Genomic DNA, 24,355 nt, shown 5'->3' with positions numbered 1-24,355 from the left:
CCCGGGAAGCCCGCCATGAACACGTACCGCACCACCGCCACCGCGCTCCGCGTCCTGCGCCAGCTCCGCCACGACCCGCGCTCGATCGCCCTGATGCTGCTCGTCCCGTGCGTGATGCTCTTCCTGCTCCGCTACGTCTTCGACGGCAACCAGGCCACCTTCAACTCCATCGGCGCCTCGCTCCTCGGCATCTTCCCGCTGATCACGATGTTCCTGGTGACGTCCATCGCCACCCTCCGCGAACGCACCAGCGGCACCCTGGAACGCCTCCTGTCCATGCCGCTCGGCAAGGCCGACCTGATCGGCGGCTACGCGCTGGCCTTCGGCACGGTCGCCGTCGTCCAGTCCCTCCTCGCCACGGGCCTCGCCCTCTGGGTCCTCGACCTCGACGTCACGGGCTCGGCCTGGCTCCTTCTCCTGGTCGCCCTCCTCGACGCCCTGCTCGGCACGGCCCTCGGCCTCTTCGTCTCGGCCTTCGCGGCATCGGAGTTCCAGGCGGTCCAGTTCATGCCGGCGGTGATCTTCCCCCAGCTCCTGCTCTGCGGCCTGTTCATCGCCCGCGACCAGATGCAGCCGATCCTCGAGGGGATCTCCAACGTGCTCCCCATGTCGTACGCGGTCGACGGCATGAACGAGGTCCTCAAGCACACCGACCTCACCGCCACCTACCTCCGCGACGTCGTGATCGTCGCCGGCTGCGCCGTCCTGGTCCTCGGCCTGGGCGCGGCAACCCTGCGCCGCCGCACGGCCTGAGCCCCCGGCGCCCGCCCGTTCCGCCCACCGGACACCCGTGAACGGCGGGCACACCCGATGCGAGGATGCCCCTGAACGACGGGACGAGGACGACGCCGCACACGGAAGGCCCCCAGTCACATGAGCCAGCACACCCGCCACAAGGTCGCCGTACTCGGCACGGGCAAGATCGGTGAAGCCCTGCTCAGCGGAATGATCCGCGGCGGCTGGGCCCCGAGCGACCTCATGGTCACGACCCGCCGCCCCGAACGCGCGGAGGAGCTCCGCAGCCGCTACGGCGTCACCCCGGTCACCAACCAGGAAGCGGCCAAGCAGGCCGACACCCTGATCCTCACGGTCAAGCCCCAGGACATGGGCACGCTCCTCGACGAGCTGGCCCAGCACGTCCCGTCCGACCGCCTCGTGATCAGCGGCGCGGCCGGCATCCCCACCACCTTCTTCGAGGAGCGCCTCCCCGAGGGCACCCCGGTGGTCCGCGTCATGACGAACACCCCGGCCCTGGTGGACGAGGCGATGTCCGTCATCTCCGCGGGCACGCACGCGACGAGCGCCCACCTGTCGCACGCCGAGGAACTCTTCGGCTCGGTCGGCAAGACCCTCCGCGTCCCCGAGTCCCAGCAGGACGCCTGCACGGCCCTCTCCGGCTCGGGCCCTGCCTACTTCTTCTTCCTGGTGGAAGCCATGACGGACGCGGGCATCCTCCTCGGCCTCCCGCGCGACAAGGCCCACGACCTCATCGTCCAGTCCGCCATCGGCGCGGCCACGATGCTCCGCGACAGCGGCGAGCACCCGGTCAAGCTCCGCGAGAACGTGACGTCCCCCGCCGGCACGACCATCAACGCGATCCGCGAACTCGAGAGCCACGGCGTACGAGCCGCCCTCATCGCCGCCCTCGAAGCCGCCCGCGACCGCAGCCGCGAACTGGCCTCCGGCAACAACAGCTGACCTGCGTACGAGCCCGGGGCGTGAAGTTGACACGCCCTGGGCCCATCCGTAGTGTTCTCCGAGTTGTCCGCCGTGAGCGCCGACCCCGGTCGGTCCCCGGACAACCATTCCGCAAGACCTCTTAAACGCTCGACGACTGGCTTCTGCTCGGTCGTCTTCTGCATTTACGTGCGTCTTTGCGAAATGAGGAATCCACGTTCGAAAGGACGCGACCCCGATTAGCTCGGGGGCCGGGAATCCGCTAAAGTCTCACTCGTCGGAACGGCCCAACAGCCGCGAAGACAAGCCCCGCTGACTGGGAATCAGGCCCGAAAGGATCTGATAGAGTCGGACTCGCCGGAAAGCCGAAAGGCCGGAAAGCGAAGAGAAAGACCAGCAGGACCCCGAGGGAATCGGCCGGTGAAACGGTCTGATAGAGTCGGAAACACGAAATACCGAAGGGAAGCGCCCGGAGGAAAGCCCGAGAGGGTGAGTACAAAGGAAGCGTCCGTTCCTTGAGAACTCAACAGCGTGCCAAAAATCAACGCCAGATATGTTGATACCCCGTCTCCAGCATCTGCTGGGGCGAGGTTCCTTTGAAAAGTCCTGCAGGCCTTTGGGTCGGCAGGCGCACAGCGAGGACGCTGTGAACGGTCGGATTATTCCTCCGACTGTTCCGCTCTCGTGGTGTCACCCCGATGACGGGGAAACATTCACGGAGAGTTTGATCCTGGCTCAGGACGAACGCTGGCGGCGTGCTTAACACATGCAAGTCGAACGATGAAGCCCTTCGGGGTGGATTAGTGGCGAACGGGTGAGTAACACGTGGGCAATCTACCCTTCACTCTGGGACAAGCCTTGGAAACGAGGTCTAATACCGGATAACACTCCCATTCTCCTGGATGGGGGTTAAAAGCTCCGGCGGTGAAGGATGAGCCCGCGGCCTATCAGCTTGTTGGTGAGGTAATGGCTCACCAAGGCGACGACGGGTAGCCGGCCTGAGAGGGCGACCGGCCACACTGGGACTGAGACACGGCCCAGACTCCTACGGGAGGCAGCAGTGGGGAATATTGCACAATGGGCGAAAGCCTGATGCAGCGACGCCGCGTGAGGGATGACGGCCTTCGGGTTGTAAACCTCTTTCAGCAGGGAAGAAGCGAAAGTGACGGTACCTGCAGAAGAAGCGCCGGCTAACTACGTGCCAGCAGCCGCGGTAATACGTAGGGCGCAAGCGTTGTCCGGAATTATTGGGCGTAAAGAGCTCGTAGGCGGCTTGTCACGTCGATTGTGAAAGCTCGGGGCTTAACCCCGAGTCTGCAGTCGATACGGGCTAGCTAGAGTGTGGTAGGGGAGATCGGAATTCCTGGTGTAGCGGTGAAATGCGCAGATATCAGGAGGAACACCGGTGGCGAAGGCGGATCTCTGGGCCATTACTGACGCTGAGGAGCGAAAGCGTGGGGAGCGAACAGGATTAGATACCCTGGTAGTCCACGCCGTAAACGGTGGGCACTAGGTGTGGGCAACATTCCACGTTGTCCGCGCCGCAGCTAACGCATTAAGTGCCCCGCCTGGGGAGTACGGCCGCAAGGCTAAAACTCAAAGGAATTGACGGGGGCCCGCACAAGCAGCGGAGCATGTGGCTTAATTCGACGCAACGCGAAGAACCTTACCAAGGCTTGACATACACCGGAAACGTCTGGAGACAGGCGCCCCCTTGTGGTCGGTGTACAGGTGGTGCATGGCTGTCGTCAGCTCGTGTCGTGAGATGTTGGGTTAAGTCCCGCAACGAGCGCAACCCTTGTTCTGTGTTGCCAGCATGCCCTTCGGGGTGATGGGGACTCACAGGAGACCGCCGGGGTCAACTCGGAGGAAGGTGGGGACGACGTCAAGTCATCATGCCCCTTATGTCTTGGGCTGCACACGTGCTACAATGGCCGATACAATGAGCTGCGATACCGCAAGGTGGAGCGAATCTCAAAAAGTCGGTCTCAGTTCGGATTGGGGTCTGCAACTCGACCCCATGAAGTTGGAGTTGCTAGTAATCGCAGATCAGCATTGCTGCGGTGAATACGTTCCCGGGCCTTGTACACACCGCCCGTCACGTCACGAAAGTCGGTAACACCCGAAGCCGGTGGCCCAACCCCTTGTGGGAGGGAGCTGTCGAAGGTGGGACTGGCGATTGGGACGAAGTCGTAACAAGGTAGCCGTACCGGAAGGTGCGGCTGGATCACCTCCTTTCTAAGGAGCATCTAGGCCGCCAGACATTGTTTGGTGGTCCAGGGCCATTACGTCGGCAAACGTTCGACGGTGGTTGCTCATGGGTGGAACGTTGATTATTCGGCACGATCGGTTGGCTTCACTAGTACTGCTTCGGCGTGGAACGTGAGAGTGAACAGGTCGGGCCGGGCACGCTGTTGGGTATCTGAAGGTACGGCCGTGAGGTCGCCTTCAGTGCCGGCCCCGGTGAAGCACCAAGGTTCTTGGTGTGTGACGGGTGGTTGGTCGTTGTTTGAGAACTGCACAGTGGACGCGAGCATCTGTGGCCAAGTTTTTAAGGGCGCACGGTGGATGCCTTGGCACCAGGAACCGATGAAGGACGTGGGAGGCCACGATAGTCCCCGGGGAGTCGTCAACCAGGCTTTGATCCGGGGGTTTCCGAATGGGGAAACCCGGCAGTCGTCATGGGCTGTCACCCGCTGCTGAATATATAGGCAGTGTGGAGGGAACGCGGGGAAGTGAAACATCTCAGTACCCGCAGGAAGAGAAAACAACCGTGATTCCGGGAGTAGTGGCGAGCGAAACTGGATGAGGCCAAACCGTATACGTGTGAGACCCGGCAGGGGTTGCGTGTGCGGGGTTGTGGGATCTCTCTTTACGGTCTGCCGGCCGTGAGACGAGTAAGAAACCGTTGATGTAGGCGAAGGACATGCGAAAGGTCCGGCGTAGAGGGTAAGACCCCCGTAGTCGAAACATTAACGGCTCGTTTGAGAGACACCCAAGTAGCACGGGGCCCGAGAAATCCTGTGTGAATCTGGCGGGACCACCCGTTAAGCCTAAATATTCCCTGGTGACCGATAGCGGATAGTACCGTGAGGGAATGGTGAAAAGTACCGCGGGAGCGGAGTGAAATAGTACCTGAAACCGTGTGCCTACAAGCCGTGGGAGCGTCGCGCATTGAGTTTACTCAATGCGTCGTGACTGCGTGCCTTTTGAAGAATGAGCCTGCGAGTTTGCGGTGTGTTGCGAGGTTAACCCGTGTGGGGAAGCCGTAGCGAAAGCGAGTCCGAATAGGGCGATTTAGTAGCGCGCTCAAGACCCGAAGCGGAGTGATCTAGCCATGGGCAGGTTGAAGCGGAGGTAAGACTTCGTGGAGGACCGAACCCACCAGGGTTGAAAACCTGGGGGATGACCTGTGGTTAGGGGTGAAAGGCCAATCAAACTCCGTGATAGCTGGTTCTCCCCGAAATGCATTTAGGTGCAGCGTCGTGTGTTTCTTGCCGGAGGTAGAGCACTGGATAGGCGATGGGCCCTACCGGGTTACTGACCTTAGCCAAACTCCGAATGCCGGTAAGTGAGAGCACGGCAGTGAGACTGTGGGGGATAAGCTCCATGGTCGAGAGGGAAACAGCCCAGAGCATCGACTAAGGCCCCTAAGCGTACGCTAAGTGGGAAAGGATGTGGAGTCGCAGAGACAACCAGGAGGTTGGCTTAGAAGCAGCCACCCTTGAAAGAGTGCGTAATAGCTCACTGGTCAAGTGATTCCGCGCCGACAATGTAGCGGGGCTCAAGCGTACCGCCGAAGTCGTGTCATTCATACAACAGGGCCAACGCCTGTATGGATGGGTAGGGGAGCGTCGTGTGCCGGGTGAAGCAGCACCGGAAGGTAGTTGTGGACGGTTCACGAGTGAGAATGCAGGCATGAGTAGCGATACACACGTGAGAAACGTGTGCGCCGATTGACTAAGGGTTCCTGGGTCAAGCTGATCTGCCCAGGGTAAGTCGGGACCTAAGGCGAGGCCGACAGGCGTAGTCGATGGATAACCGGTTGATATTCCGGTACCCGCTGTGACGCGAAAGACATCGAATCCAGTGATGCTAAGGCCGTGAAGCCGTTCCGGACCCTTCGGGGAATGGAAAGTGGTGGAGCCGCCGGCCCAAGCTGGTAGTAGGTGAGCGATGGGGTGACGCAGGAAGGTAGTCCAGCCCGGGCGATGGTAGTCCCGGGGTAAGGGTGTAGGGCGCTGTCCAGGTAAATCCGGACAGCTTGTGCCTGAGACCTGATGCCGAGCCGATTGTGGTGAAGTGGATGATCCTATGCTGTCGAGAAAAGCCTCTAGCGAGTTTCATGGCGGCCCGTACCCTAAACCGACTCAGGTGGTCAGGTAGAGAATACCGAGGCGTTCGGGTGAACTATGGTTAAGGAACTCGGCAAAATGCCCCCGTAACTTCGGGAGAAGGGGGGCCATTCCTGGTGATTGGACTTGCTCCATGAGCTGGGGGTGGCCGCAGAGACCAGCGAGAAGCGACTGTTTACTAAAAACACAGGTCCGTGCGAAGCCGTAAGGCGATGTATACGGACTGACGCCTGCCCGGTGCTGGAACGTTAAGGGGACCGGTTAGTCACATTTCGGTGTGGCGAAGCTGAGAACTTAAGCGCCAGTAAACGGCGGTGGTAACTATAACCATCCTAAGGTAGCGAAATTCCTTGTCGGGTAAGTTCCGACCTGCACGAATGGCGTAACGACTTCTCGACTGTCTCAACCATAGGCCCGGTGAAATTGCACTACGAGTAAAGATGCTCGTTTCGCGCAGAAGGACGGAAAGACCCCGGGACCTTTACTATAGTTTGATATTGGTGTTCGGTTCGGCTTGTGTAGGATAGGTGGGAGACTTTGAAGCGGCCACGCCAGTGGTTGTGGAGTCGTCGTTGAAATACCACTCTGGTCGTGCTGGATGTCTAACCTGGGTCCGTGATCCGGATCAGGGACAGTGTCTGATGGGTAGTTTAACTGGGGCGGTTGCCTCCCAAAGAGTAACGGAGGCGCCCAAAGGTTCCCTCAGCCTGGTTGGTAATCAGGTGTTGAGTGTAAGTGCACAAGGGAGCTTGACTGTGAGACCGACGGGTCGAGCAGGGACGAAAGTCGGGACTAGTGATCCGGCGGTGGCTTGTGGAAGCGCCGTCGCTCAACGGATAAAAGGTACCCCGGGGATAACAGGCTGATCTTCCCCAAGAGTCCATATCGACGGGATGGTTTGGCACCTCGATGTCGGCTCGTCGCATCCTGGGGCTGGAGTCGGTCCCAAGGGTTGGGCTGTTCGCCCATTAAAGCGGTACGCGAGCTGGGTTTAGAACGTCGTGAGACAGTTCGGTCCCTATCCTCTGTGCGCGTAGGAATATTGAGAAGGGCTGTCCCTAGTACGAGAGGACCGGGACGGACGAACCTCTGGTGTGCCAGTTGTCCTGCCAAGGGCATGGCTGGTTGGCTACGTTCGGAAAGGATAACCGCTGAAAGCATCTAAGCGGGAAGCCTGCTTCGAGATGAGTATTCCCACCCCCTTTGAGGGGTTAAGGCTCCCAGTAGACGACTGGGTTGATAGGCCGGATCTGGAAGCACCGCAAGGTGTGGAGGTGACCGGTACTAATAGGCCGAGGGCTTGTCCTCAGTTGCTCGCGTCCACTGTGTTGGTTCTGAAACCACGAACAACCCCGTATGTCGGGCCACGACTACGGTGCGGTTGACAGTTTCATAGTGTTTCGGTGGTCATAGCGTGAGGGAAACGCCCGGTTACATTCCGAACCCGGAAGCTAAGCCTCACAGCGCCGATGGTACTGCAGGGGGGACCCTGTGGGAGAGTAGGACGCCGCCGAACTATTTTTGAAGAAAAGCCCCGGACCGGGATACGGTCCGGGGCTTTTCTGCGTTTAGGGTCGAAGATATGGGAATGCGCTATGACCTCGTCATCTTCGACAACGACGGCGTACTCGTCGACAGTGAACCGATCTCCAATACGCTCCTGGCCGGCTATCTCACCGAGCTCGGGCACCCGACCTCGTACGAGGAATCCCTGAGGGACTACATGGGCGCCGCCATGCACCGCGTGCACGATGTGGTTCTCGAGCGGACCGGGCAGCGGCTTCCCGAGGACTTCGACGATGTCTTTCATGCGCGGGTGTTCGCGGCGTTCGAGCGGGAGCTGGAGCCGGTCGACGGGGTCGTCGAGGTGCTGGAGAGTCTGACGGCCGACGGGGTGCCGTACTGCGTCGCGTCCTCCGGGAGCCATGAGCGGATCCGTGTCGGGCACCGGAAGACCGGGCTCGACAAGTGGTTCGGGGACGAGCGGATCTTCAGTTCGCAGGATGTGGGGCGCGGGAAGCCGGCGCCCGATCTGTTTCTGTACGCGGCGGAGCGGATGGGGGTTCCGCCCGAGAAGTGTCTGGTCGTCGAGGACAGTCCGCTCGGTGTGCAGGCCGCCGTCGCCGCCGGGATGGATGTGTACGGGTTCACCGCGATGACGCCCGCCGAGCGGCTCGACCGGGCCGATGAACTCTTCGACGACATGCGGGAGTTGCCGCGGCTGCTTGAGTGAGGTCACGGTCGGTCCATGGTTTTGTGATCCATCTACCCACGGGTAAGGCGGAGGCCTACGCTGTGCCGCCATGACCGATGGGACAGCCGGGACGGCCGGCACGGTGGGTGGGCGGCTGCGGTGGGGTCGCGGGACGCTGGGGTTCAGCTTCTTCGCGCAGGGTGTCGCTTTCGCGTTGCTCGTGACCCGGATCCCCGCCATTCAGGACCAGTACGGGATATCCGACGCGCTGCTGCCCGTGTTTCTGGCCGCGGTGCCGGTGCTGGCCGGGGTCGGGAGCGTAGGCACCGAGCAGTTGGTGAAGAGGGTGCGGCCCAGTCGGGTGCTGCGGTGGTCGCAGCCCGTCGTGCTCCTGGCGCTGCTCGGGGTCGGGGCCGGGGACTCGATGGCCGAAGTGGCCGTCGCGCTCGCCGCGTTCGGTCTCTCCGTCGGGGCCCTGGACGCCTCGATGAACATGCTCGGCGTCAGCCTGCAGCGGGCGTACGGGCGCAGCATCATGCTCGGCTTCCATGCCGCGTACAGCCTCGGTGGGATCGTCGGGGCGTCGCTCGCGTGGGTCGGGGCGCACTGGGATCTGACGCTGTTCGTGTCGTATCTGCCGGTGGCATGCGTGCTGTTGCCGTTCTGTCTCGTGGCGAGCCGGTGGTACGTGGACGGGCGGGCGGCCGACGGGGAGGCGGCCGCGCGGGAGCAGGAGCAGGGCGGCGGGATCGTTTTCAAGCTGCTGTTGCCGCTCTGCCTGGTGATGTCCTTCGCGTACATCGGGGACTCGACGGTCTCGAACTGGAGCGCAAAGTATCTGCAGGACGTGCTGGGGAGTTCGGAGCAGATGTCGACCGTTCCGTACAACGTCTACATGGTGATGACGCTGGTGGGGCGGTCCGTCGGGGACGTGGGGGTGCGGCGGTTCGGGGCCGTGGCCGTGGTGCGGTTCGGGGCTGTTGTGGCTGCCGGCGGGTTCGGTGTGGTGGCGCTGGCGCCGGGGGAGTGGGTGGGAATCCTCGGGTTCACGTTGCTGGGGCTCGGGTTGTGCGTGATCGTGCCGCAGACGTTCGCCGCGGCCGGGAGGCTGTTCCCGAAGGCGTCCGATGCGGCGGTGGCGCGGCTCAATATCTTCAACTACGTGGGCTTTCTGGTGGGTTCGCCGCTTGTGGGGGCCATCGGGGACGCGTGGAGTTACCGCGGGGCGATGCTCGTGCCCATGGCATTGGTGCTGATGACGCTGGTGTACGCCCCGTCGTTCCGGGAGCGGGGCGACCGATACGGTGGCGGGCATGAGCGGCCGCGCGCAATTGATGTGGGACCCGGCGGTAGCGGGGTATGACTTCGGGCCCGGACACCCGATGGATCCGGTCAGGCTTGATCTGACCCGGAGACTGGTGGACGCGTTCGGGCTCGACCGGGACCTGGAGGTCGTCGCGGCCAAGGCGGCCGGGGAGTCGACGTTGCGGCTCGTGCACCGCGAGGACTACGTGGAGGCGGTCAAGGCCGCGTCCGTCGATCCGGCCGCGGCCGACCCGGCGTACGGGCTCGGGACCATGGACGATCCGGCGTTCGCCGGGATGCACGAGGTGTCCGCGCTGATCGCCGGGCAGTCGGTGGGGGCCGCGGAGAGTGTGTGGCGGGGGGACGCGCTGCACGCCGTGAACTTCTCGGGTGGCCTGCACCATGCGATGCCCGGGGCGGCGTCCGGGTTCTGTGTGTACAACGACGCGGCGCTGGCGATCGCGCGGCTGCTGGAGCTGGGCGCCGAGCGGATCGTGTACGTGGATGTGGACGTGCATCACGGGGACGGGGTGCAGGCGGCGTTCTGGGAGGACCCGCGGGTTCTGACGATTTCGTTGCACGAGCATCCTCGTACGTTGTTCCCGCAGACCGGGTGGCCCGAGGAGACCGGGGCGGACGGGGCCGGTGAGGGGACGGCCGTGAATGTGGCGTTGCCGGCGGGGACCGGGGATGCGGGGTGGCTGCGGGCGCTGCATGCGGTGGTGCCGGAGTTGTTGGCGGAGTTCCGGCCGCAGGTGCTTGTGACGCAGCACGGGGCCGATACGCACTTCGAGGATCCGCTGGCGCATTTGGCCGTTTCCTTGGACGCGCAGCGGGCTGTGCAGGTCGCTTGCCACGAGTGGGCGCACGAGTACGCCGACGGGCGGTGGGTGGCCCTGGGCGGGGGCGGGTACGCCGTGGTGGATGTGGTGCCGCGGTCGTGGACGCATCTCGTGGGGATCGCGGCGGGGCGGGAGATCGCGCCCGAGTCGGTGATTCCTGAGGGGTGGCGGCAGGAAGTGTTCGCCCGTACGCGGCAGTTGGCTCCGCAGCGGATGACGGATGGGCGGTGGCCCGTGTCGTATCAGGGGTGGGAGGCGGGGTACGACCCCGCGGACCGGCTCGACCAGGCGGTTCTGGCTACGCGTAAGGCGGCGTATCCCTTGCGGGGGCTGTTGCCGTGATCGGCGGGCGGCGCCGGGGTCTTTGAGCGGTGCCGGGGTCGGCGCCTTCCGTAGGTGCGGCCTGCACCGGGGTGCCGCCTTGCCCACCCTGCCGCCCGATGGGGTCTCCCCTGCTCGAGGTTGTTCGAGAGCTTGGGGAAGGCAGATTGCCCAAGGCGGAAGGGCGTTACTCCGACCGTGGGGTGTTTGCTGGAAAGTGGGGGAACGGGGCGGGGCAATGGCGCAACATCACAAGGGTGTTGAGCGTCGGCGCCCTGCGGGCGCATCTGTTGGCGGCTCGGCTTGCCGGGCCCGTGGCGACCTCCCGTGAGGAGAGTCTGCGGAGCTACCGCCTGTTCGAGGCGCGGGATCCGCGAGTGATGCTCGGGCTCGACCCCGAGTGGGCTTGGGGGCACCGGGATCTGCTCGCGTTGATGGCGGACAAGTGTGGGGTTTCCGGGGACCCGGGGCACCGCACGGGGCACGATGTCATTGATCCGGAACGGACCCTGGCCGCGCTCGACGCGTTTGCGGAGCGCCTCGGCCAGGCCGCCGAGAGCCGTTCCCCAGTGCTGTTCGGGACGGGTCATCCGCATCGACTGCTCGGTTTCTACGCCGCGTTGGCGGACGCCCTGTCGGCGGTGGGCTGCCCCGTCCTCACCCCCGCGCAGGGTCGGAGTATCGACATAACGACCCGGTTCGGCCTACGCACGTACAACCTCGACTACGACCGAGGAGTCGCGCTGGTGCGAGAACCGGGCGCGTACCCGGTGCGAAGTGAGACCGGCGCGCACACCCACTCACCACTCCCGGTTCGGCTGGTGCTCGGTGCGCTTTCGGAGGCCGGCGAGCCGCTGCCCGAGCTGGTCATCGGGGACCACGGATGGGTCTGCGGTGCAGGTCAGTTGGGGTTTGACGCCATCGGTCTGGCCGATACGGACGATCCCGCCCTGTTCGTCGGTGAGGCCGAGGGACAGGTGTCCGTCGTCGTTCCACTTGATGACGCTGTGCGGTCTGATTACTACCGACCGCTTACTCGCTATGTACTCAATCGAGCGTGTCTGTCACAGTAGGCGGCCGATCGCTGCTCCTCTTCCCCACTCGCATCACCCGCCTCTACATTGGGGAGTGAGCACGCAACGACGTTGAGTCACCGGAAGGGGAAGCCGGTGGCCGTCGAGTGCGGAAGGTTCAGGTGTGTCATGGCTGCTGACCAGAGGCCTCTATCCGAGGTGGCGTTCCTGACCGTGGCGGAGGTCGCCGCGGTGATGCGAGTGTCGAAGATGACCGTGTACCGCTTGGTGCACAGCGGTCATCTGCCCGCGATCCGGGTGGGGAGGTCATTCCGAGTCCCGGAGAATGCGGTTCATGAGTACCTCCGTGACTCCTACGTGGGGGTGGACGCAGGCTGATCCAGGGGGTCCTGCGGACCTCGATTTCTGCTCGGCGCTCGGAGCGGGGTAGGCTAGCCCCTCGTAGGTCGTGTGGGCCCCAATGCAGCCCCGCACCGAGTGATTGTCCCTGCAACGCAGGGGTTGTCCGAGAAGTGAGCGAGGGTAGTCGTGGGCTCTGTCATTAAGAAGCGGCGTAAGCGGATGGCGAAGAAGAAGCACCGCAAGCTGCTGAAGCGCACCCGCGTGCAGCGTCGCAACAAGAAGTAAGCGGCAGCTGCTGTACAGCGCGCCTTGTGGCCCTTCCACCATCCGGTGGGAGGGCCACATTGCGTTGTGCGGACCGGGTGGCGACCGAGTGGGGGCGGCACGGGGAGACAGCTCCCTTGAACAGGCAATTGTTCACTTCGGAACCTCCCGTTACCTGCGAGTGTGGCCGTCGTCACTTCCTGCATCGAGCAGACATCACAGCGCAACATCGAACCGCTAACGTGGCCCGCAAGCAGTGATTGCGGAGCGCGGCGGGGCTGGGACGGAAGGTAGGCGCTGATCTTGGGCAAAGTCGTGCTCGTGACGGGGGTGGCCCGACAACTGGGCGGCCGGTTCGTACGCAGGATCCAGCGGGACCCCGAGGTGGACCGGGTGATCGGCGTGGATGCGGTCCCGCCGGCGCACCATCTGGGCGGTGCCGACTTCCTGCAGGCCGACATCCGGCAGCCGACGATCGCGCGGGTGCTCGCCGAGTACTCCGTGGACACGGTCGTGCACATGGACGTGACGGGGACCCCGCTGGCCAGCGGCGGCCGCGGCACGGTCAAGGAGACCAACGTCATCGGCACGATGCAGCTGCTCGGCGCGTGCCAGAAGGCGCCGAACGTGAAGCGCCTGGTGGTGAAGTCCAGTACGAACGTCTATGGCTCCGCGCCGCGCGACCCGGCCGTCTTCACGGAGACGACGCCGCCGAAGTCGCTGCCGAGCGGAGGCTTCGCCAAGGACACCGTGGAGGTCGAGGGCTATGTGCGCGGGTTCGCCCGGCGCCGTCCCGATGTCGCGGTGTGTGTGCTGCGCTTCGCCAACATCCTTGGGCCGACGGCGGATTCGCCGCTCGCCGAGTACTTCTCGCTGCCGGTCCTGCCGACCGTGTTCGGCTACGACCCGCGGCTTCAGTTCGTGCACGAGGACGACGTGATCGAGGTGCTGCGGATCGCTTCGCACGAGCCGGCCCGCGCCACGTTGAACAGCGGCACGTTCAATATCGCCGGTGACGGTGTGCTGTTGCTGTCGCAGTGCTCGCGGCGGCTCGGCCGGCCGACGGTCCCGGTTCTCCTTCCCGCCGTGACCTGGGTGGGCGGCGCGCTGCGTACGCTGGGGGCGACGGACTTCTCGCCCGAGCAGATCCGGCTGCTCACGCACGGACGGATGGTGTCGACGGTCCAGATGCGCGACACACTGGGCTTTGAGCCCAAGTACACGACCGCGGAGGCCTTCGCGGAGTTCGTACGCGGCCGGGGCCCGGGACTGCTGCCGCCGCAGGCCCTCGCGGGGGCCGTCGACCGGATCGCCGCGCTGCCCTTCCTGAGCGGTGCCCGCACAGGTCCCAGCCACCCCCCGACGCAGAGCGCCAACTGAGGAGCGCATCAACGATGGCGGACGCCAAGGTCATTCCGTTCGACGACGACAGGTCGCGAGGGGCGGCGGCGAAGGGTGCCGCGCGCCGCGGCCGGGGCCCGGGGAGCGGCGGGCGACGCAAGGGCGAACCCGTGGCCGTACGGGAGGTGCGGCCCTTGCAGCAGCCACCGTCCGAATCCGCGCCCGAACCCGGGCCCGAGGAGCCGGGCGAGCCGTCGCAGGGCGGCGGCTGGGAGCGGAAGATCGCGGGCGGGCTCGCGTTTCTGCGGCGGCGGATCACCGGGGACTACGACGTCGACGAGTTCGGTTACGACGAGGAACTCACCGACCAGGTCCTGATGTCGCTGCTCCGGCCGCTCGCGGAGAAGTACTTCCGGGTCGACGTGAAGGGCATCGAGAACATCCCGTCCGAGGGCGGGGCCCTGATCGTCTCCAACCACTCGGGGACGCTGCCGCTCGACGGCCTGATGATGCAGGTCGCCGTGCACGACAACCATCCGGCGAACCGCCACCTGCGGCTGCTCGCGGCCGACTTGGTGTTCATGCTGCCGGTGGTCAACGAGCTGGCGCGCAAGGCCGGGCACACGCTGGCCTGCGCGGAGGACGCGCAGCGGCTGCTCGAGAGCGGTGAGCTGGTCGGCGTCATGCCGGAGGGCTTCAAGGGCGTCGGCAAGCCGTTCAGCGAGCGGTACAAGCTGCAGCGCTTCGGGCGGGGCGGGTTCGTGTCGACCGCGCTGCGCGCCGGCACGCCGATCGTGCCGTGCTCGATCGTCGGGGCGGAGGAGATCTACCCGATGGTCGGCAACGCCAAGACCTTGGCGCGGCTCCTCGGCTTCCCGTACTTCCCGATCACGCCCACGTTCCCGTGGCTGGGGCCGTTGGGTGCGGTGCCGCTGCCGACGAAGTGGACGATCCAGTTCGGCGAGCCGATCCCGACGGACGGCTACCCGCCGGAGGCGGCGGAGGACCCGATGCTGATGTTCAACCTGACGGACCAGGTCCGCGAACAGATCCAGCACACGTTGTACAAGTTGCTGGTGCAGCGGCGGTCGGTGTTTTTCTGAAGCCGTGTTCTTCTGAAGCGGTGTTCTTCTGAACGAGAACAGGGCCCGAGGCAAGCCTCGGGCCCTGTCTGCTGCGCGGTGCGCTAGTTCGCGTCCTCGCCGTCGACGCCCAGGCCCGGCAGGAGGCCCGGGAGCAGCGGGGGCACCGTCACGTCCGGCTTCGGGGAGCCCGTGCCGGTGTTGGAGTCCGGGCTGTCGTCCGAGGAGGGCGGGGTCGTCTTTTCCTTCGGCGGGTCGAGGAGGCCGCCCGTGTTCTCGCCGAGCAGGCCCTCCTCGTCCTTGCCGGTGTCGGACGTGGACGGCTTCGGCTTCGTCGACGTCTTGCCGTCGTCGGAGGCGGAGCCGGATCCGGACGGGGTGGAGCTGCCGGTGTCCGGGGTGCCCGGCGACGTACCGTCCTGGCTGGTGCCCGGGCTCGTCGCGCCGCCCTTCTCGTCCGGGGTCCGCGGCAGCAGGGAGCGCAGCGGGCCGACTTCTTCGTCTATGGCGTCGAAGACCGAGCTGACCTGGTCCCGTACGTCCCCGAGCTGGACCGGCAGGCGGTCGCTCAGGGCCGTCCAGCTCTGCCTGTGCGCGTCGGAGAAGGTGGACAGGGCCTGGATCGGGCCGAGGGCGCCGTCGCGCTTGTACGCGTCGCTGAGGAGCCGGTGGCCCTCGGAGGCGTCGTACTGCACCCCGGAGAGCGCGCGCCTGACCTCACCCACGGACTCGTGGTCGAGCTGTCCGGTGCGGCCGCGCTCCATGAGCCGCCGCGCCTCGCTCAGCCGCGTCGACGCCTGGTCGAGGTAGGCCTGCCCCTTGTCGGAGTCGCTGTGCGCCATGCCCAGCTTGAGGTCCTCCATGCCGCGCTTGAGGCCGTAGAGGTGGTCGCCCGGCAGTGCGCTGGACGACGCCGCGGCCACACCGCTGAAGGCGCCCGCGGCCACGCCGACGGTGAGCCCGCCCGCCGCGATGCCCTTGCTCAGACGGGAGCGGGGCCGCAGCTTCCGCAGTGGACTCGCCCGGTGGGCGCCCTTGCCCTGGCGCTGCTTGGGTACGGAGGTGGCCGCGCCGCCCTCTTGGACCATGGCCTCCATGGCGGCGACGAGCTGCGCCCGCTGCACCATCTTGACCTCGGGATCGAACTCCGGCTTCGGCAGCTCGCCGAGAGCCGCGGCCAGGGACAGCAGCCCGCCCTCCTCGGCCGTCGCCGCATCGCTGCGCCGGGCGGCCGGTTCTTCTTCCGGTTGCTGCGCCGACGGGTCCTGGTCGGACTGGTCCTCCAGGGCCTGGGCGAAGGCGTTCGCCCGCCGGTGTGCCGAGACGTTCGCGATCACTGGCGGCACCTCCTCTCACTCATGACGGTCGACTTCCCAGGGGGTCCTGGGGTTGCACCCCGGACCCGGATACACACCAACGAGTGAGTGAATCCCGGTCGGGAGTGACCACAGGGAGCCTGCATCCCGCACAACGAGCGGCTCGGTACTTCGGTTACGCGCGAAAGGTGATCCGAGCGCGATCCCATCTCGCTTTCACCGTAGGTGAGTTGGAGACTGCGGGCAGTAACGGCCCCAGGGCTGAAGAAGAGGCCCCGGGGCTCAGCGGGCGTCGTCCGGCAGAAGGCGCGCCAGGGTGCGCACCGCCCGGTACTGGAGGGTCTTGATCGCGCCCTCGTTCTTGCCCATCGCGCGAGCGGTCTCGGCGACGGACAGGCCCTGCAGGAAGCGCAGCGTGACGCACTCCTGCTGCTGTGGGTTGAGGCGGCGCACGGCGTCGAGCAGCGCCGCGTTCGAGAGGGACTCCAAGACGGAGTCCTCGGGGGAACGCTCCACCTCGTTCGCATCGAGCATTTCGCCCGTGGTCACTTCGAGGCGGAAACGGCTCGACTTGAAGTGGTCCGCGACCAGGTTGCGCGCGATCGTGACCAGCCAGGCGCCGAAGTCGCGGCCCTGCCAGGTGAACGTGCCGATGCGGCGCAGCGCACGCAGGAAGGTCTCACTGGTGAGGTCCTCCGCCGTCGCCTTTCCGCCGACGCGGTAATAGATATAGCGGTACACAGTGTCGCTGTACTGGTCGTAGAGCCGGCCGAACGCGTCGGCCTCGCCCCCTTGGGCGCGCTCGACCAGATCCATCATGCGGGCACTGTCGCTGTCGGCCGCGGGACGGCGGGCCGTAGGTGTGGCCGACCTGGCCGCGGTGCCCGAGGCGCCGGCGGACCCGGAACGGGCCCGTCTGCCGACGGTGGCCGCGGTCGAATCGGCCATGGCGAAACATGGCGAGGCAGGGGCGGGCACGGCCGACGCTGCCGCAGCGGCGAGGGCGGGGACGGCGTACGCGGTGGGGACGAAACCGCGCAAGCGGTCCACGACCGTCGCGTGCAGCGTTGCCAGGCCCGAGGCGTCAACCCCGACGTGTGGGTACACGGGACTCCCAGAGGCAGAGCTTCCATCACGTGCAGTGCGGGACCGTTCACCCGTCGTACTGACGCGTGGGTACCGGTTTGCGTCTGAGGAGAATAACGCTTCGTGCAGGGAGCACTACACCCAGTTGCTCAAATCACCGATTACGTCACTTCTGTAGTCGCTCGACGGCGTTTCAAGTACCAGAGAGTGACCACTTGTTGATCGATTACGTTCAAGTTCCGGCTCTGGTGGTGACGTGTTGTGGCCGAGTGGTACTTACAGGACTGGCGGGAGCGGGACACGGGTAAGACGGTCGGAATGTCGTCCTCGACCGCTCGGTGACCGTAGGCGACCGACCGTCAGCGACGGCGCCTGTGCAGTGCGATCGCCGCCGCCGTGCCGCCCGCGACCGCGCCGACGCCGGCCGCGGCGGGGATCCCGACCTTCGCGGCCTTGCGGCCCGTGCGGTAGTCCCGAAGGCGCCAGTCGCGCTCGCGCGCGTACTTGCGCAGCTTCGCGTCCGGGTTGATCGCGTACGGGTGGCCGACGAGCGAGAGCATCGGGATGTCGTTGTGCGAGTCGCTGTACGCGGCGCAGCGGCCGAGCTCCAGGCCCTCGGCGGAGGCGAGCGCGCGGACCGCCTCGGCCTTCGCGGGGCCGTGCAGCGGTTCGCCGACGAGCCTGCCGGTGTAGACGCCGCCGATGGACTCGGCGACCGTGCCGAGCGCGCCGGTCAGGCCGAGGCGGCGGGCGATGACCGTGGCGATCTCCACGGGCGCGGCGGTGACCAGCCAGACCTTCTGGCCCGCGTCCAGGTGGGCCTCGGCGAGGGCGCGGGTGCCGGGCCAGATCCGCTCGGCCAGGTACTCGTCGTAGATCTCCTCGCCGATGGACATCAGCTCGGCGACGCGGTGGCCCTTCACGATGGACAGGGCGCTGTTCTGCGCGTCCTGCATGTGCTCGGGGTCCTCGACGCCGGCGAGCCTGAACCAGGCCTGCTGCCAGGCGAATCGGGTCAGCTCCCGGCGCTCGAAGAACTTCCGCTTGTAGAGGCCGCGGCCGAAGTGGAAGATCGCCGCGCCCTGCATCACCGTGTTGTCCAGGTCGAAGAAGGCGGCGGCCTTGTCGTCGCCCGCGACCGGGAACTCCGGTTCTTGTAGGTCCTCGTCGACCGGCGGAGCCTGGTCCTCCAGCTCCTGGGAGGACTTGCGGGCGGCCTCGGCCGAAGCCTCGCCTGCCAGCACGCTCCGCGCGGTGGCGGAGCGCCTACGGGGTGTGAGCCATCCCATTCCATGCTTCGGCACGAAGTGCCTCCTACCGGGGTGGTGGTCGGGAGACGGGCGGGACATGTCGTGAGCATAGCCAGTCTGTTCGGGGGTTCCGGAGTCGCGCGGGTTTCGGGAGCCTGTCCGCACGTGAATTCTCGGCGACAGGAGGGCCGCGTGTGGGGCGAGAATGGCCGGTATGAGTCCCATTTTTCGCAACCGCGAGAAGAAGGATCCGCGTGAGCGGATCGTCACGCTGATCGGGAAGCCCGGCTGTCATCTGTGTGACGACGCACAGTCGGTGATCGAGAAGGTGTGCGCCGAGGTCGGCGCGGCCTGGGAGAAGAAGGACATCACCGAGGACGAGGAGCTGTACCGCAAGTACTGGGAACAGATCCCGGTCGTTCTCGTCGACGGAGCGCAGCACGATTTCTGGCGCGTGAAGGAGGAGCGGCTGCGGCACGCGCTCACTCGGTGACGGTCCGCGTACGAAGCCCCAGGTCGGTCGCGGCCGGCCGTCGTCCGGTCGCACAGGTCACTGACCGACCAGTCCAACTGGTCCCAAAAGTCGCTTAGGATCGGGGGCGGTTTTGGTCTCGGGGGCGTGGATCTTGGCAACGTTGAGGAGAGTGTGCCGTTTTGGCCTCCACAGGTGAGCAACGAAGCTACCTGCGCGCCGGTTCCAGGGAGGCGCGCGGGGCGCGCGTGAGCCCGGTCACGTTGGCCGGGCAAATCGGACACCATCTTTGTGCACGCGTTCACAAAGACATAGCCTGCATTCGACGGGGCGGTCGAGTAGCAGGGTGCCGCCCACAGCCCCGCTCTACCCGCAGGAGCACCGTGGCAACTGGCCGAACTCACCGACCGGCGACCCGCAGCCGAGGAATTCCCGAGGCCACCGTCGCCAGGCTTCCGCTGTACCTCCGAGCCCTCACCGCTCTGTCGGAACGCTCGGTACCCACGGTCTCCTCCGAGGAGCTCGCGGCCGCCGCGGGGGTCAACTCCGCGAAGCTGCGCAAGGACTTCTCGTACCTCGGTTCGTACGGGACCCGCGGCGTGGGCTACGACGTCGAGTACCTCGTCTACCAGATCTCACGTGAGCTGGGCCTCACGCAGGACTGGCCGATCGTGATGGTCGGTATCGGTAACCTCGGTGCGGCGCTTGCCAATTACGGTGGTTTCGCCTCGCGCGGCTTCCGCGTCGCGGCCCTGATCGACGCCGATCCGGCGATGACCGGCAAGTCCGTCGCGGGCATGGCCGTGCAGCACGCCGACGACCTCGAGAAGATCATCGACGAGAACGGCGTCTCCATCGGCGTCATCGCGACCCCGGCCGGTGCCGCGCAGCAGGTCTGCGACCGGCTCGTCGCCGCCGGGATCACCTCCATCCTGAACTTCGCGCCGACGGTGCTCTCCGTTCCCGACGGCGTCGACGTGCGCAAGGTCGACCTCTCCATCGAGCTGCAGATCCTCGCCTTCCACGAGCAGCGCAAGGCCGGCGAGAGCCCGGTGGAGGAGGCCGAGGGCGCGGTGGGTCTCGAAGGCCCGGCCGCCAAGGTCACCAAGCCCGCCGCCGAGAGGCACAACGACGAGCGCAAGGGACCCGACGGGGACGTGCCCGCCGTGATGCCGGCATGAGCCTCCTCGTCGTAGGTCTGAGCCACCGCAGCGCCCCTGTCAGCGTTCTGGAGCGTGCCGCGCTGAACGCGGACACCCAGGCGAAGCTGCTGCAGGACACGCTCGCCGCCGAACCGGCCGCCGAGGCCGCGGTGCTCGCGACCTGCAACCGCATCGAGCTGTACGCGGACGTGGACAAGTTCCACGCCGGTGTCGCCGAGCTGTCGACGTTGCTCGCGCAGCACAGCGGTGTGGGCCTCGAAGAGCTCACTCCCTATCTTTATGTGCACTACGAGGACCGGGCGGTGCACCACCTGTTCTCGGTGGCGTGCGGGCTCGACTCGATGGTGGTCGGCGAGGGCCAGATCCTCGGCCAGATCAAGGACACCCTCGCGCGCGCCCAGGAGCTGCACTCCGCGGGCAAGCTCCTCAACGACCTCTTCCAGCAGGCCCTGCGGGTGGGCAAGCGCGCCCACTCGGAGACCGGGATCGACCGTGCCGGGCAGTCGCTCGTCACCTTCGGCCTCGAGCAGCTCGCCGCCGGGCAGTCGGTGGACGCGTGGGCGCAGGGCAAGCGGGCGCTCGTGATCGGCGCCGGCTCGATGTCCTCGCTCGCCGCGGCCACGCTCGCGCGGGCCGGAGTGGCCGAGGTCGTCGTCGCCAACCGGACGGTGGAGCGCGCCGACCGCCTCGTGGCCCTTCTCGAAGAGAACTACGGACACAGTTTGAACGAGGCCGGAACGGCGGCCCGTGCGGTCGCGATGGACGCCGTGGCGGACGAACTGACACGTGCCGACGTCGCCATCTCCTGCACCGGCGCGACCGGTCTCGTCCTGACCGCCGAGGCCATACGTTCCGCCGTCGCGGGCCGCACGCCGACCGCGGGCAGCGAGGTGCCCGGCTCCACGACTCCCGCCGCAGGCAAGGCCGGAAGCGACAGCCGCTCCGCCGAGACGGTGCGCGGTGGCTTCTCCGTCGAGGGCGAGGCCGCGGTCGCCGGGTTCGACGCCGCAGCCCTTGAGCAGCACGGCGCCTGGGTCGACAACGCGCCCGGTGAGCAGGTCCGCCTCTCCGAGGCCGAGACCATCGCCGCCCTCGCCGTCGCCGGACGGGTGCCGGAGATGCGCCGCGAGCGCACCCCCGAGCCCGTACGACAGGTGGCGCTCGCCCTGCTCGACCTGGCGATGCCGCGCGATGTCGACGCGGCCGCGCACCGGATCGACGGGGTCCGCCTCGTCGACATCGAGTCGCTCGCCGACGCCTCCGCGGACGCCCCCATGGCCGCCGACGTCGACCTGGTGCGGACCATCGTGGCCGACGAGGTCGCCGCGTTCGGTGCCGCGCAGCGGGCCGCGCACATCACGCCGACCGTCGTCGCGCTGCGCACGATGGCCGCGGACGTGGTGGCGAGCGAGATCGCCCGGCTCGACGGCAGGCTCCCCGGCCTGGACGAGAAGCAGCGCGCGGAGATCACCCAGACCGTGCGGCGCGTGGTGGACAAGCTGCTGCACGCGCCGACCGTACGGGTCAAGCAGCTGGCCGCCGAGCCCGGCGGTGCCGGGTACGCGGACGCCCTGCGGACCCTGTTCGACCTGGACCAGGAGACGGTCGCCGCCGTTTCCCGGGCCACCCCCCACGAAGCAGAAGGCAAGAATCGAGGCCCGGCATGACCGCCGAGAAAGCCCTGAGGCTGGGCACCAGGCGCAGCAAGCTGGCCATGGCCCAGTCCGGGCAAGTGGCCGAAGCCGTACGTCAGTTGACCGGCCGCGAGGTCGAGCTTGTGGAGATCACCACGTACGGTGACACCTCCCGCGAGCACCTCGCGCAGATCGGCGGCACCGGAGTCTTCGTCACCGCGCTGCGCGACGCGCTCGCCCGGGGCGAGGTCGACTTCGCGGTGCACTCCCTCAAGGACCTGCCGACCGCGCAGCCCGCTGAGCTGGCCCTCGCCGCCGTACCGGTGCGCGAGGACCCGCGGGACGTGCTGATCGCGCGCGACGGACTGAAGTTCACCGATCTCCCCGAGGGTGCCCGCGTGGGTACCGGTTCGCCGCGCCGCATGGCGCAGCTGAACGCGTACGCGCGCAGCCACGGCATACGGATCGAGACCGTGCCGATCCGTGGGAACATCGACACCCGGATCGGCTTCGTCGAGAAGGGCGAGCTGGACGCGGTGGTCCTCGCGGCCGCAGGGCTCAGCCGTACCGGTCGTAGCGAGGAAGTCACCGAGTTCCTCCCGACCGACATGATTCTGCCCGCCCCCGGCCAGGGGGCACTGGCCATCGAGTGTGCCGCCGACAACGGTGAACTCGTGGCCATGCTCGCCGAGTTGGACGACCCGCTCACGCGGGCCGCCGTGACCGCCGAGCGAACCCTGCTCGCCGCCCTGGAGGCCGGCTGCAGTGCACCTGTGGGTGCGCTGGCCGACCTGCTGGCCGACGGGCAGACTGCCAAGGAAATGCGCCTGCGCGGCGTCGTCGGTACCACCGACGGCTCCGAGCTGGTGCAGCTGACCACCACCGGTCCCGTGCCCTCGTCCGAGGACGAGGCGCTGGCACTCGGGCGGGAACTCGCCGCCGAGATGCTGGCCAAGGGTGCGGCCGGTCTGATGGGGGAGCGAGCACGATGAGCCCCACCACCGCTGTATCGACCGCCTGGGCACCTGGGCACGTCACCTTCCTGGGTGCGGGTCCCGGAGATCCGGGACTGCTGACCCTCAGGGCCGTGGAGGCCCTGTCCCGAGCGGATGTGCTGATCGCCGAGCCCGAAGTGCTCGACGTCGTGCGGACGCATGCCAAGGCCGGCGTGACCGTCCTCGACGCCACGGGTGCCCCGGAGCGCCCGGCGACCGCTGACGGCTCGTCAACTGCCGTCGTGGTCCCGGCTCTGAGGGACTGGGCCAATCTTGTCATGGAGGCCGCACGGGGCGGCAAGCGGGTCGTGCGTGCGGTCACCGGGGACCCCGGCCTCGACACGTACGCGGCCGAGGAGATGCTGGCCTGCGCGACCGCCGGCATCACCTTCGAGGTCGTGCCCGGCATCGCGGCGGCCGTGGGCGTGCCCGCGTACGCCGGAGTGCCGCTCCGCGACCAGCAGGGCGCCGATGTCCGCTTCGTGGACGCGGCCACCGCCTCCGAGCGCTGCTGGACCGAGGTCGGCGCGTCCGACGGCACGGTCGTCGTGTCGACGACGCTCGACTCGGTGGGCTCCGCGGCCGGTGAGCTGGTGGCGGCGGGCCGCAAGCCCGACACCCCGCTGTCCGTGACGGTCGCCGGTACGACGACGCGCCAGAAGACATGGACGGCGACGCTCGGCACCATCGCGCAGACGCTGAAGCAGGCCAAGGTGCTGCCGTCGCCGGAGGGCAACCGCCCGGTGATAGCCGTGGTCGGCGAGCGTTCCGCAGCCGCCCAGCGCGACCAGCTGTCGTGGTTCGAGTCGAAGCCGCTGTTCGGCTGGCGCGTGCTCGTCCCGCGGACGAAGGAGCAGGCGGTCTCGCTCTCCGACCAGCTTCGTTCCTACGGCGCCGTGCCGCACGAGGTGCCGACCATCGCGGTCGAGCCGCCGCGCACGCCGCAGCAGATGGAGCGCGCGGTCAAGGGCCTGGTGACGGGCCGCTACGAGTGGATCGCCTTCACCTCGGTGAACGCGGTCAAGGCCGTCCGCGAGAAGTTCGAGGAGTACGGGCTCGACGCCCGCGCCTTCGCCGGGATCAAGGTCGCGGCGGTGGGCGACCAGACGGCGCAGGCCCTCATCGCCTTCGGCGTGAAGCCGGACCTGGTGCCGAGCGGCGAGCAGTCGGCCGCGGGTCTCCTGGAGGACTGGCCGCCGTACGACCCGGTCTTCGACCCGATCGACCGCGTCTTCCTGCCGCGTGCCGACATCGCGACCGAGACCCTCGTCGCCGGGCTCATCGAGCTGGGCTGGGAGGTCGACGACGTCACGGCGTACCGGACCGTGCGCGCGTCGCCGCCGCCGGCGGACACGCGTGAGGCGATCAAGGGCGGCGGTTTCGACGCCGTTCTGTTCACGTCGTCGAGCACGGTGCGCAACCTGGTCGGCATCGCGGGCAAGCCGCACAACGTGACGGTGATCGCCTGCATCGGCCCGGCGACCGCCAAGACGGCCGAGGAGCACGGCCTGCGGGTCGACGTGATGGCTCCGGAGCCGTCGGTGCTCAAGCTGGCGGCCGCGCTTGCCGACTTCGGCACCAAGCGGCGGGTTGCCGCGATCGAGGCGGGTGACCCGGTCACCCGGCCCAGCGAGCGGCGACCCGGGTCGCGGCGCAGGCGCGCGGCTCCGTAAGGAAGAGTG

The 24,355-nt window shown here is 66.9% G+C and carries 18 protein-coding genes and 3 rRNA genes; 18 read left to right on the top strand and 3 right to left on the bottom strand.

Annotated features, from left to right (window positions below; all coding sequences use genetic code 11):
• The first annotated feature begins 15 nt into the window (after positions 1–15).
• The 13 genes from OHA73_RS20205 (at position 16) to OHA73_RS20145 (ending at position 14,778) form a co-directional block, all read left to right on the top strand.
• A complete protein-coding gene (locus tag OHA73_RS20205) occupies positions 16–753 on the top strand; it encodes an ABC transporter permease (protein ID WP_327655765.1) in 738 nt (245 codons plus the stop codon).
• A gap of 120 nt (positions 754–873) precedes the next feature.
• The gene (gene proC / locus OHA73_RS20200) at positions 874–1,698 is read left to right on the top strand and encodes a pyrroline-5-carboxylate reductase (RefSeq protein ID WP_266711277.1); all 825 of its coding nucleotides are present in this window, start codon (positions 874–876) and stop codon (positions 1,696–1,698) included.
• A gap of 691 nt (positions 1,699–2,389) precedes the next feature.
• Positions 2,390–3,915: ribosomal RNA gene (locus OHA73_RS20195) — 16S ribosomal RNA — on the top strand.
• A gap of 303 nt (positions 3,916–4,218) precedes the next feature.
• Positions 4,219–7,340, top strand: a 23S ribosomal RNA gene (locus OHA73_RS20190).
• A gap of 91 nt (positions 7,341–7,431) precedes the next feature.
• Positions 7,432–7,548, top strand: a 5S ribosomal RNA gene (gene rrf, locus OHA73_RS20185).
• The 16S, 23S and 5S rRNA genes sit together here, the layout of an rRNA operon.
• Positions 7,549–7,620: 72 nt before the next feature.
• Entirely contained in the window at positions 7,621–8,265 is a 645-nt protein-coding gene (locus OHA73_RS20180) for an HAD family hydrolase (protein WP_327658491.1), read from the top strand.
• A gap of 70 nt (positions 8,266–8,335) precedes the next feature.
• Positions 8,336–9,589 carry an MFS transporter gene (locus OHA73_RS20175; protein ID WP_443063100.1) on the top strand — a complete coding sequence of 418 codons (1,254 nt, stop codon included), beginning with the start codon at positions 8,336–8,338 and terminating at the stop codon, positions 9,587–9,589.
• Positions 9,540–10,715 (top strand): acetoin utilization protein AcuC, encoded by a 1,176-nt coding sequence (locus tag OHA73_RS20170; RefSeq protein WP_267070086.1) that lies wholly within the window; start codon positions 9,540–9,542, stop codon positions 10,713–10,715. The genes OHA73_RS20175 and OHA73_RS20170 overlap by 50 nt, the downstream gene beginning before the upstream one ends.
• 236 nt (positions 10,716–10,951) lie before the next feature.
• The gene (locus OHA73_RS20165; RefSeq protein ID WP_327655764.1) at positions 10,952–11,767 is read left to right on the top strand and encodes a phosphatase; all 816 of its coding nucleotides are present in this window, start codon (positions 10,952–10,954) and stop codon (positions 11,765–11,767) included.
• Between the two features lie 129 nt (positions 11,768–11,896).
• The gene (locus tag OHA73_RS20160) at positions 11,897–12,106 is read left to right on the top strand and encodes a helix-turn-helix domain-containing protein (protein WP_266711274.1); all 210 of its coding nucleotides are present in this window, start codon (positions 11,897–11,899) and stop codon (positions 12,104–12,106) included.
• Between the two features lie 150 nt (positions 12,107–12,256).
• On the top strand, positions 12,257–12,355 hold the full coding sequence (locus OHA73_RS20155) for a 30S ribosomal protein bS22 (RefSeq protein WP_003948845.1): 99 nt from the start codon (positions 12,257–12,259) through the stop codon (positions 12,353–12,355).
• A gap of 282 nt (positions 12,356–12,637) precedes the next feature.
• Positions 12,638–13,714, top strand: coding sequence for an NAD-dependent epimerase/dehydratase family protein (locus OHA73_RS20150; RefSeq protein ID WP_266711273.1), 1,077 nt, complete (start codon positions 12,638–12,640; stop codon positions 13,712–13,714).
• Positions 13,715–13,728: 14 nt separating this feature from the next.
• Entirely contained in the window at positions 13,729–14,778 is a 1,050-nt protein-coding gene (locus tag OHA73_RS20145; RefSeq protein WP_267070087.1) for a lysophospholipid acyltransferase family protein, read from the top strand.
• Positions 14,779–14,861: 83 nt separating this feature from the next.
• Here the strand turns inward: OHA73_RS20145 and OHA73_RS20140 are convergent, their stop codons facing one another.
• From OHA73_RS20140 to OHA73_RS20130, 3 genes are all read right to left on the bottom strand, one after another.
• Positions 14,862–16,094 carry a DUF5667 domain-containing protein gene (locus OHA73_RS20140; RefSeq protein WP_327655763.1) on the bottom strand — a complete coding sequence of 411 codons (1,233 nt, stop codon included), beginning with the start codon at positions 16,092–16,094 and terminating at the stop codon, positions 14,862–14,864.
• A 261-nt stretch (positions 16,095–16,355) separates the two neighbouring features.
• Positions 16,356–17,180 (bottom strand): ECF subfamily RNA polymerase sigma factor, BldN family, encoded by an 825-nt coding sequence (locus OHA73_RS20135; protein WP_266711270.1) that lies wholly within the window; start codon positions 17,178–17,180, stop codon positions 16,356–16,358.
• Positions 17,181–17,518: 338 nt separating this feature from the next.
• On the bottom strand, positions 17,519–18,508 hold the full coding sequence (locus OHA73_RS20130; protein ID WP_443063099.1) for an HAD family hydrolase: 990 nt from the start codon (positions 18,506–18,508) through the stop codon (positions 17,519–17,521).
• Between the two features lie 106 nt (positions 18,509–18,614).
• Between OHA73_RS20130 and OHA73_RS20125 the strand changes: the two genes are divergently transcribed.
• The 5 genes from OHA73_RS20125 to OHA73_RS20105 all read left to right on the top strand — a co-directional run bounded on the left by OHA73_RS20125 (position 18,615) and on the right by OHA73_RS20105 (position 24,346).
• The gene (locus tag OHA73_RS20125; protein ID WP_371590794.1) at positions 18,615–18,902 is read left to right on the top strand and encodes a glutaredoxin family protein; all 288 of its coding nucleotides are present in this window, start codon (positions 18,615–18,617) and stop codon (positions 18,900–18,902) included.
• Positions 18,903–19,264: 362 nt separating this feature from the next.
• Entirely contained in the window at positions 19,265–20,062 is a 798-nt protein-coding gene (locus OHA73_RS20120; RefSeq protein WP_266711268.1) for a redox-sensing transcriptional repressor Rex, read from the top strand.
• On the top strand, positions 20,059–21,711 hold the full coding sequence (locus OHA73_RS20115) for a glutamyl-tRNA reductase (RefSeq protein ID WP_327655762.1): 1,653 nt from the start codon (positions 20,059–20,061) through the stop codon (positions 21,709–21,711). Before OHA73_RS20120 ends, OHA73_RS20115 begins: the two co-directional genes overlap by 4 nt.
• Positions 21,708–22,670, top strand: a complete 963-nt coding sequence (gene hemC, locus OHA73_RS20110) for a hydroxymethylbilane synthase (protein WP_266711266.1) — start codon at positions 21,708–21,710, stop codon at positions 22,668–22,670. The genes OHA73_RS20115 and hemC overlap by 4 nt, the downstream gene beginning before the upstream one ends.
• On the top strand, positions 22,667–24,346 hold the full coding sequence (locus tag OHA73_RS20105) for a bifunctional uroporphyrinogen-III C-methyltransferase/uroporphyrinogen-III synthase (protein ID WP_266711265.1): 1,680 nt from the start codon (positions 22,667–22,669) through the stop codon (positions 24,344–24,346). The genes hemC and OHA73_RS20105 overlap by 4 nt, the downstream gene beginning before the upstream one ends.
• Positions 24,347–24,355: the final 9 nt, after the last annotated feature.

The organism is Streptomyces sp. NBC_00483, from assembly GCF_036013745.1.
Taxonomy (GTDB): Bacteria; Actinomycetota; Actinomycetes; order Streptomycetales; family Streptomycetaceae; genus Streptomyces.
This window is presented reverse-complemented; position numbering and strand designations above follow the sequence as displayed.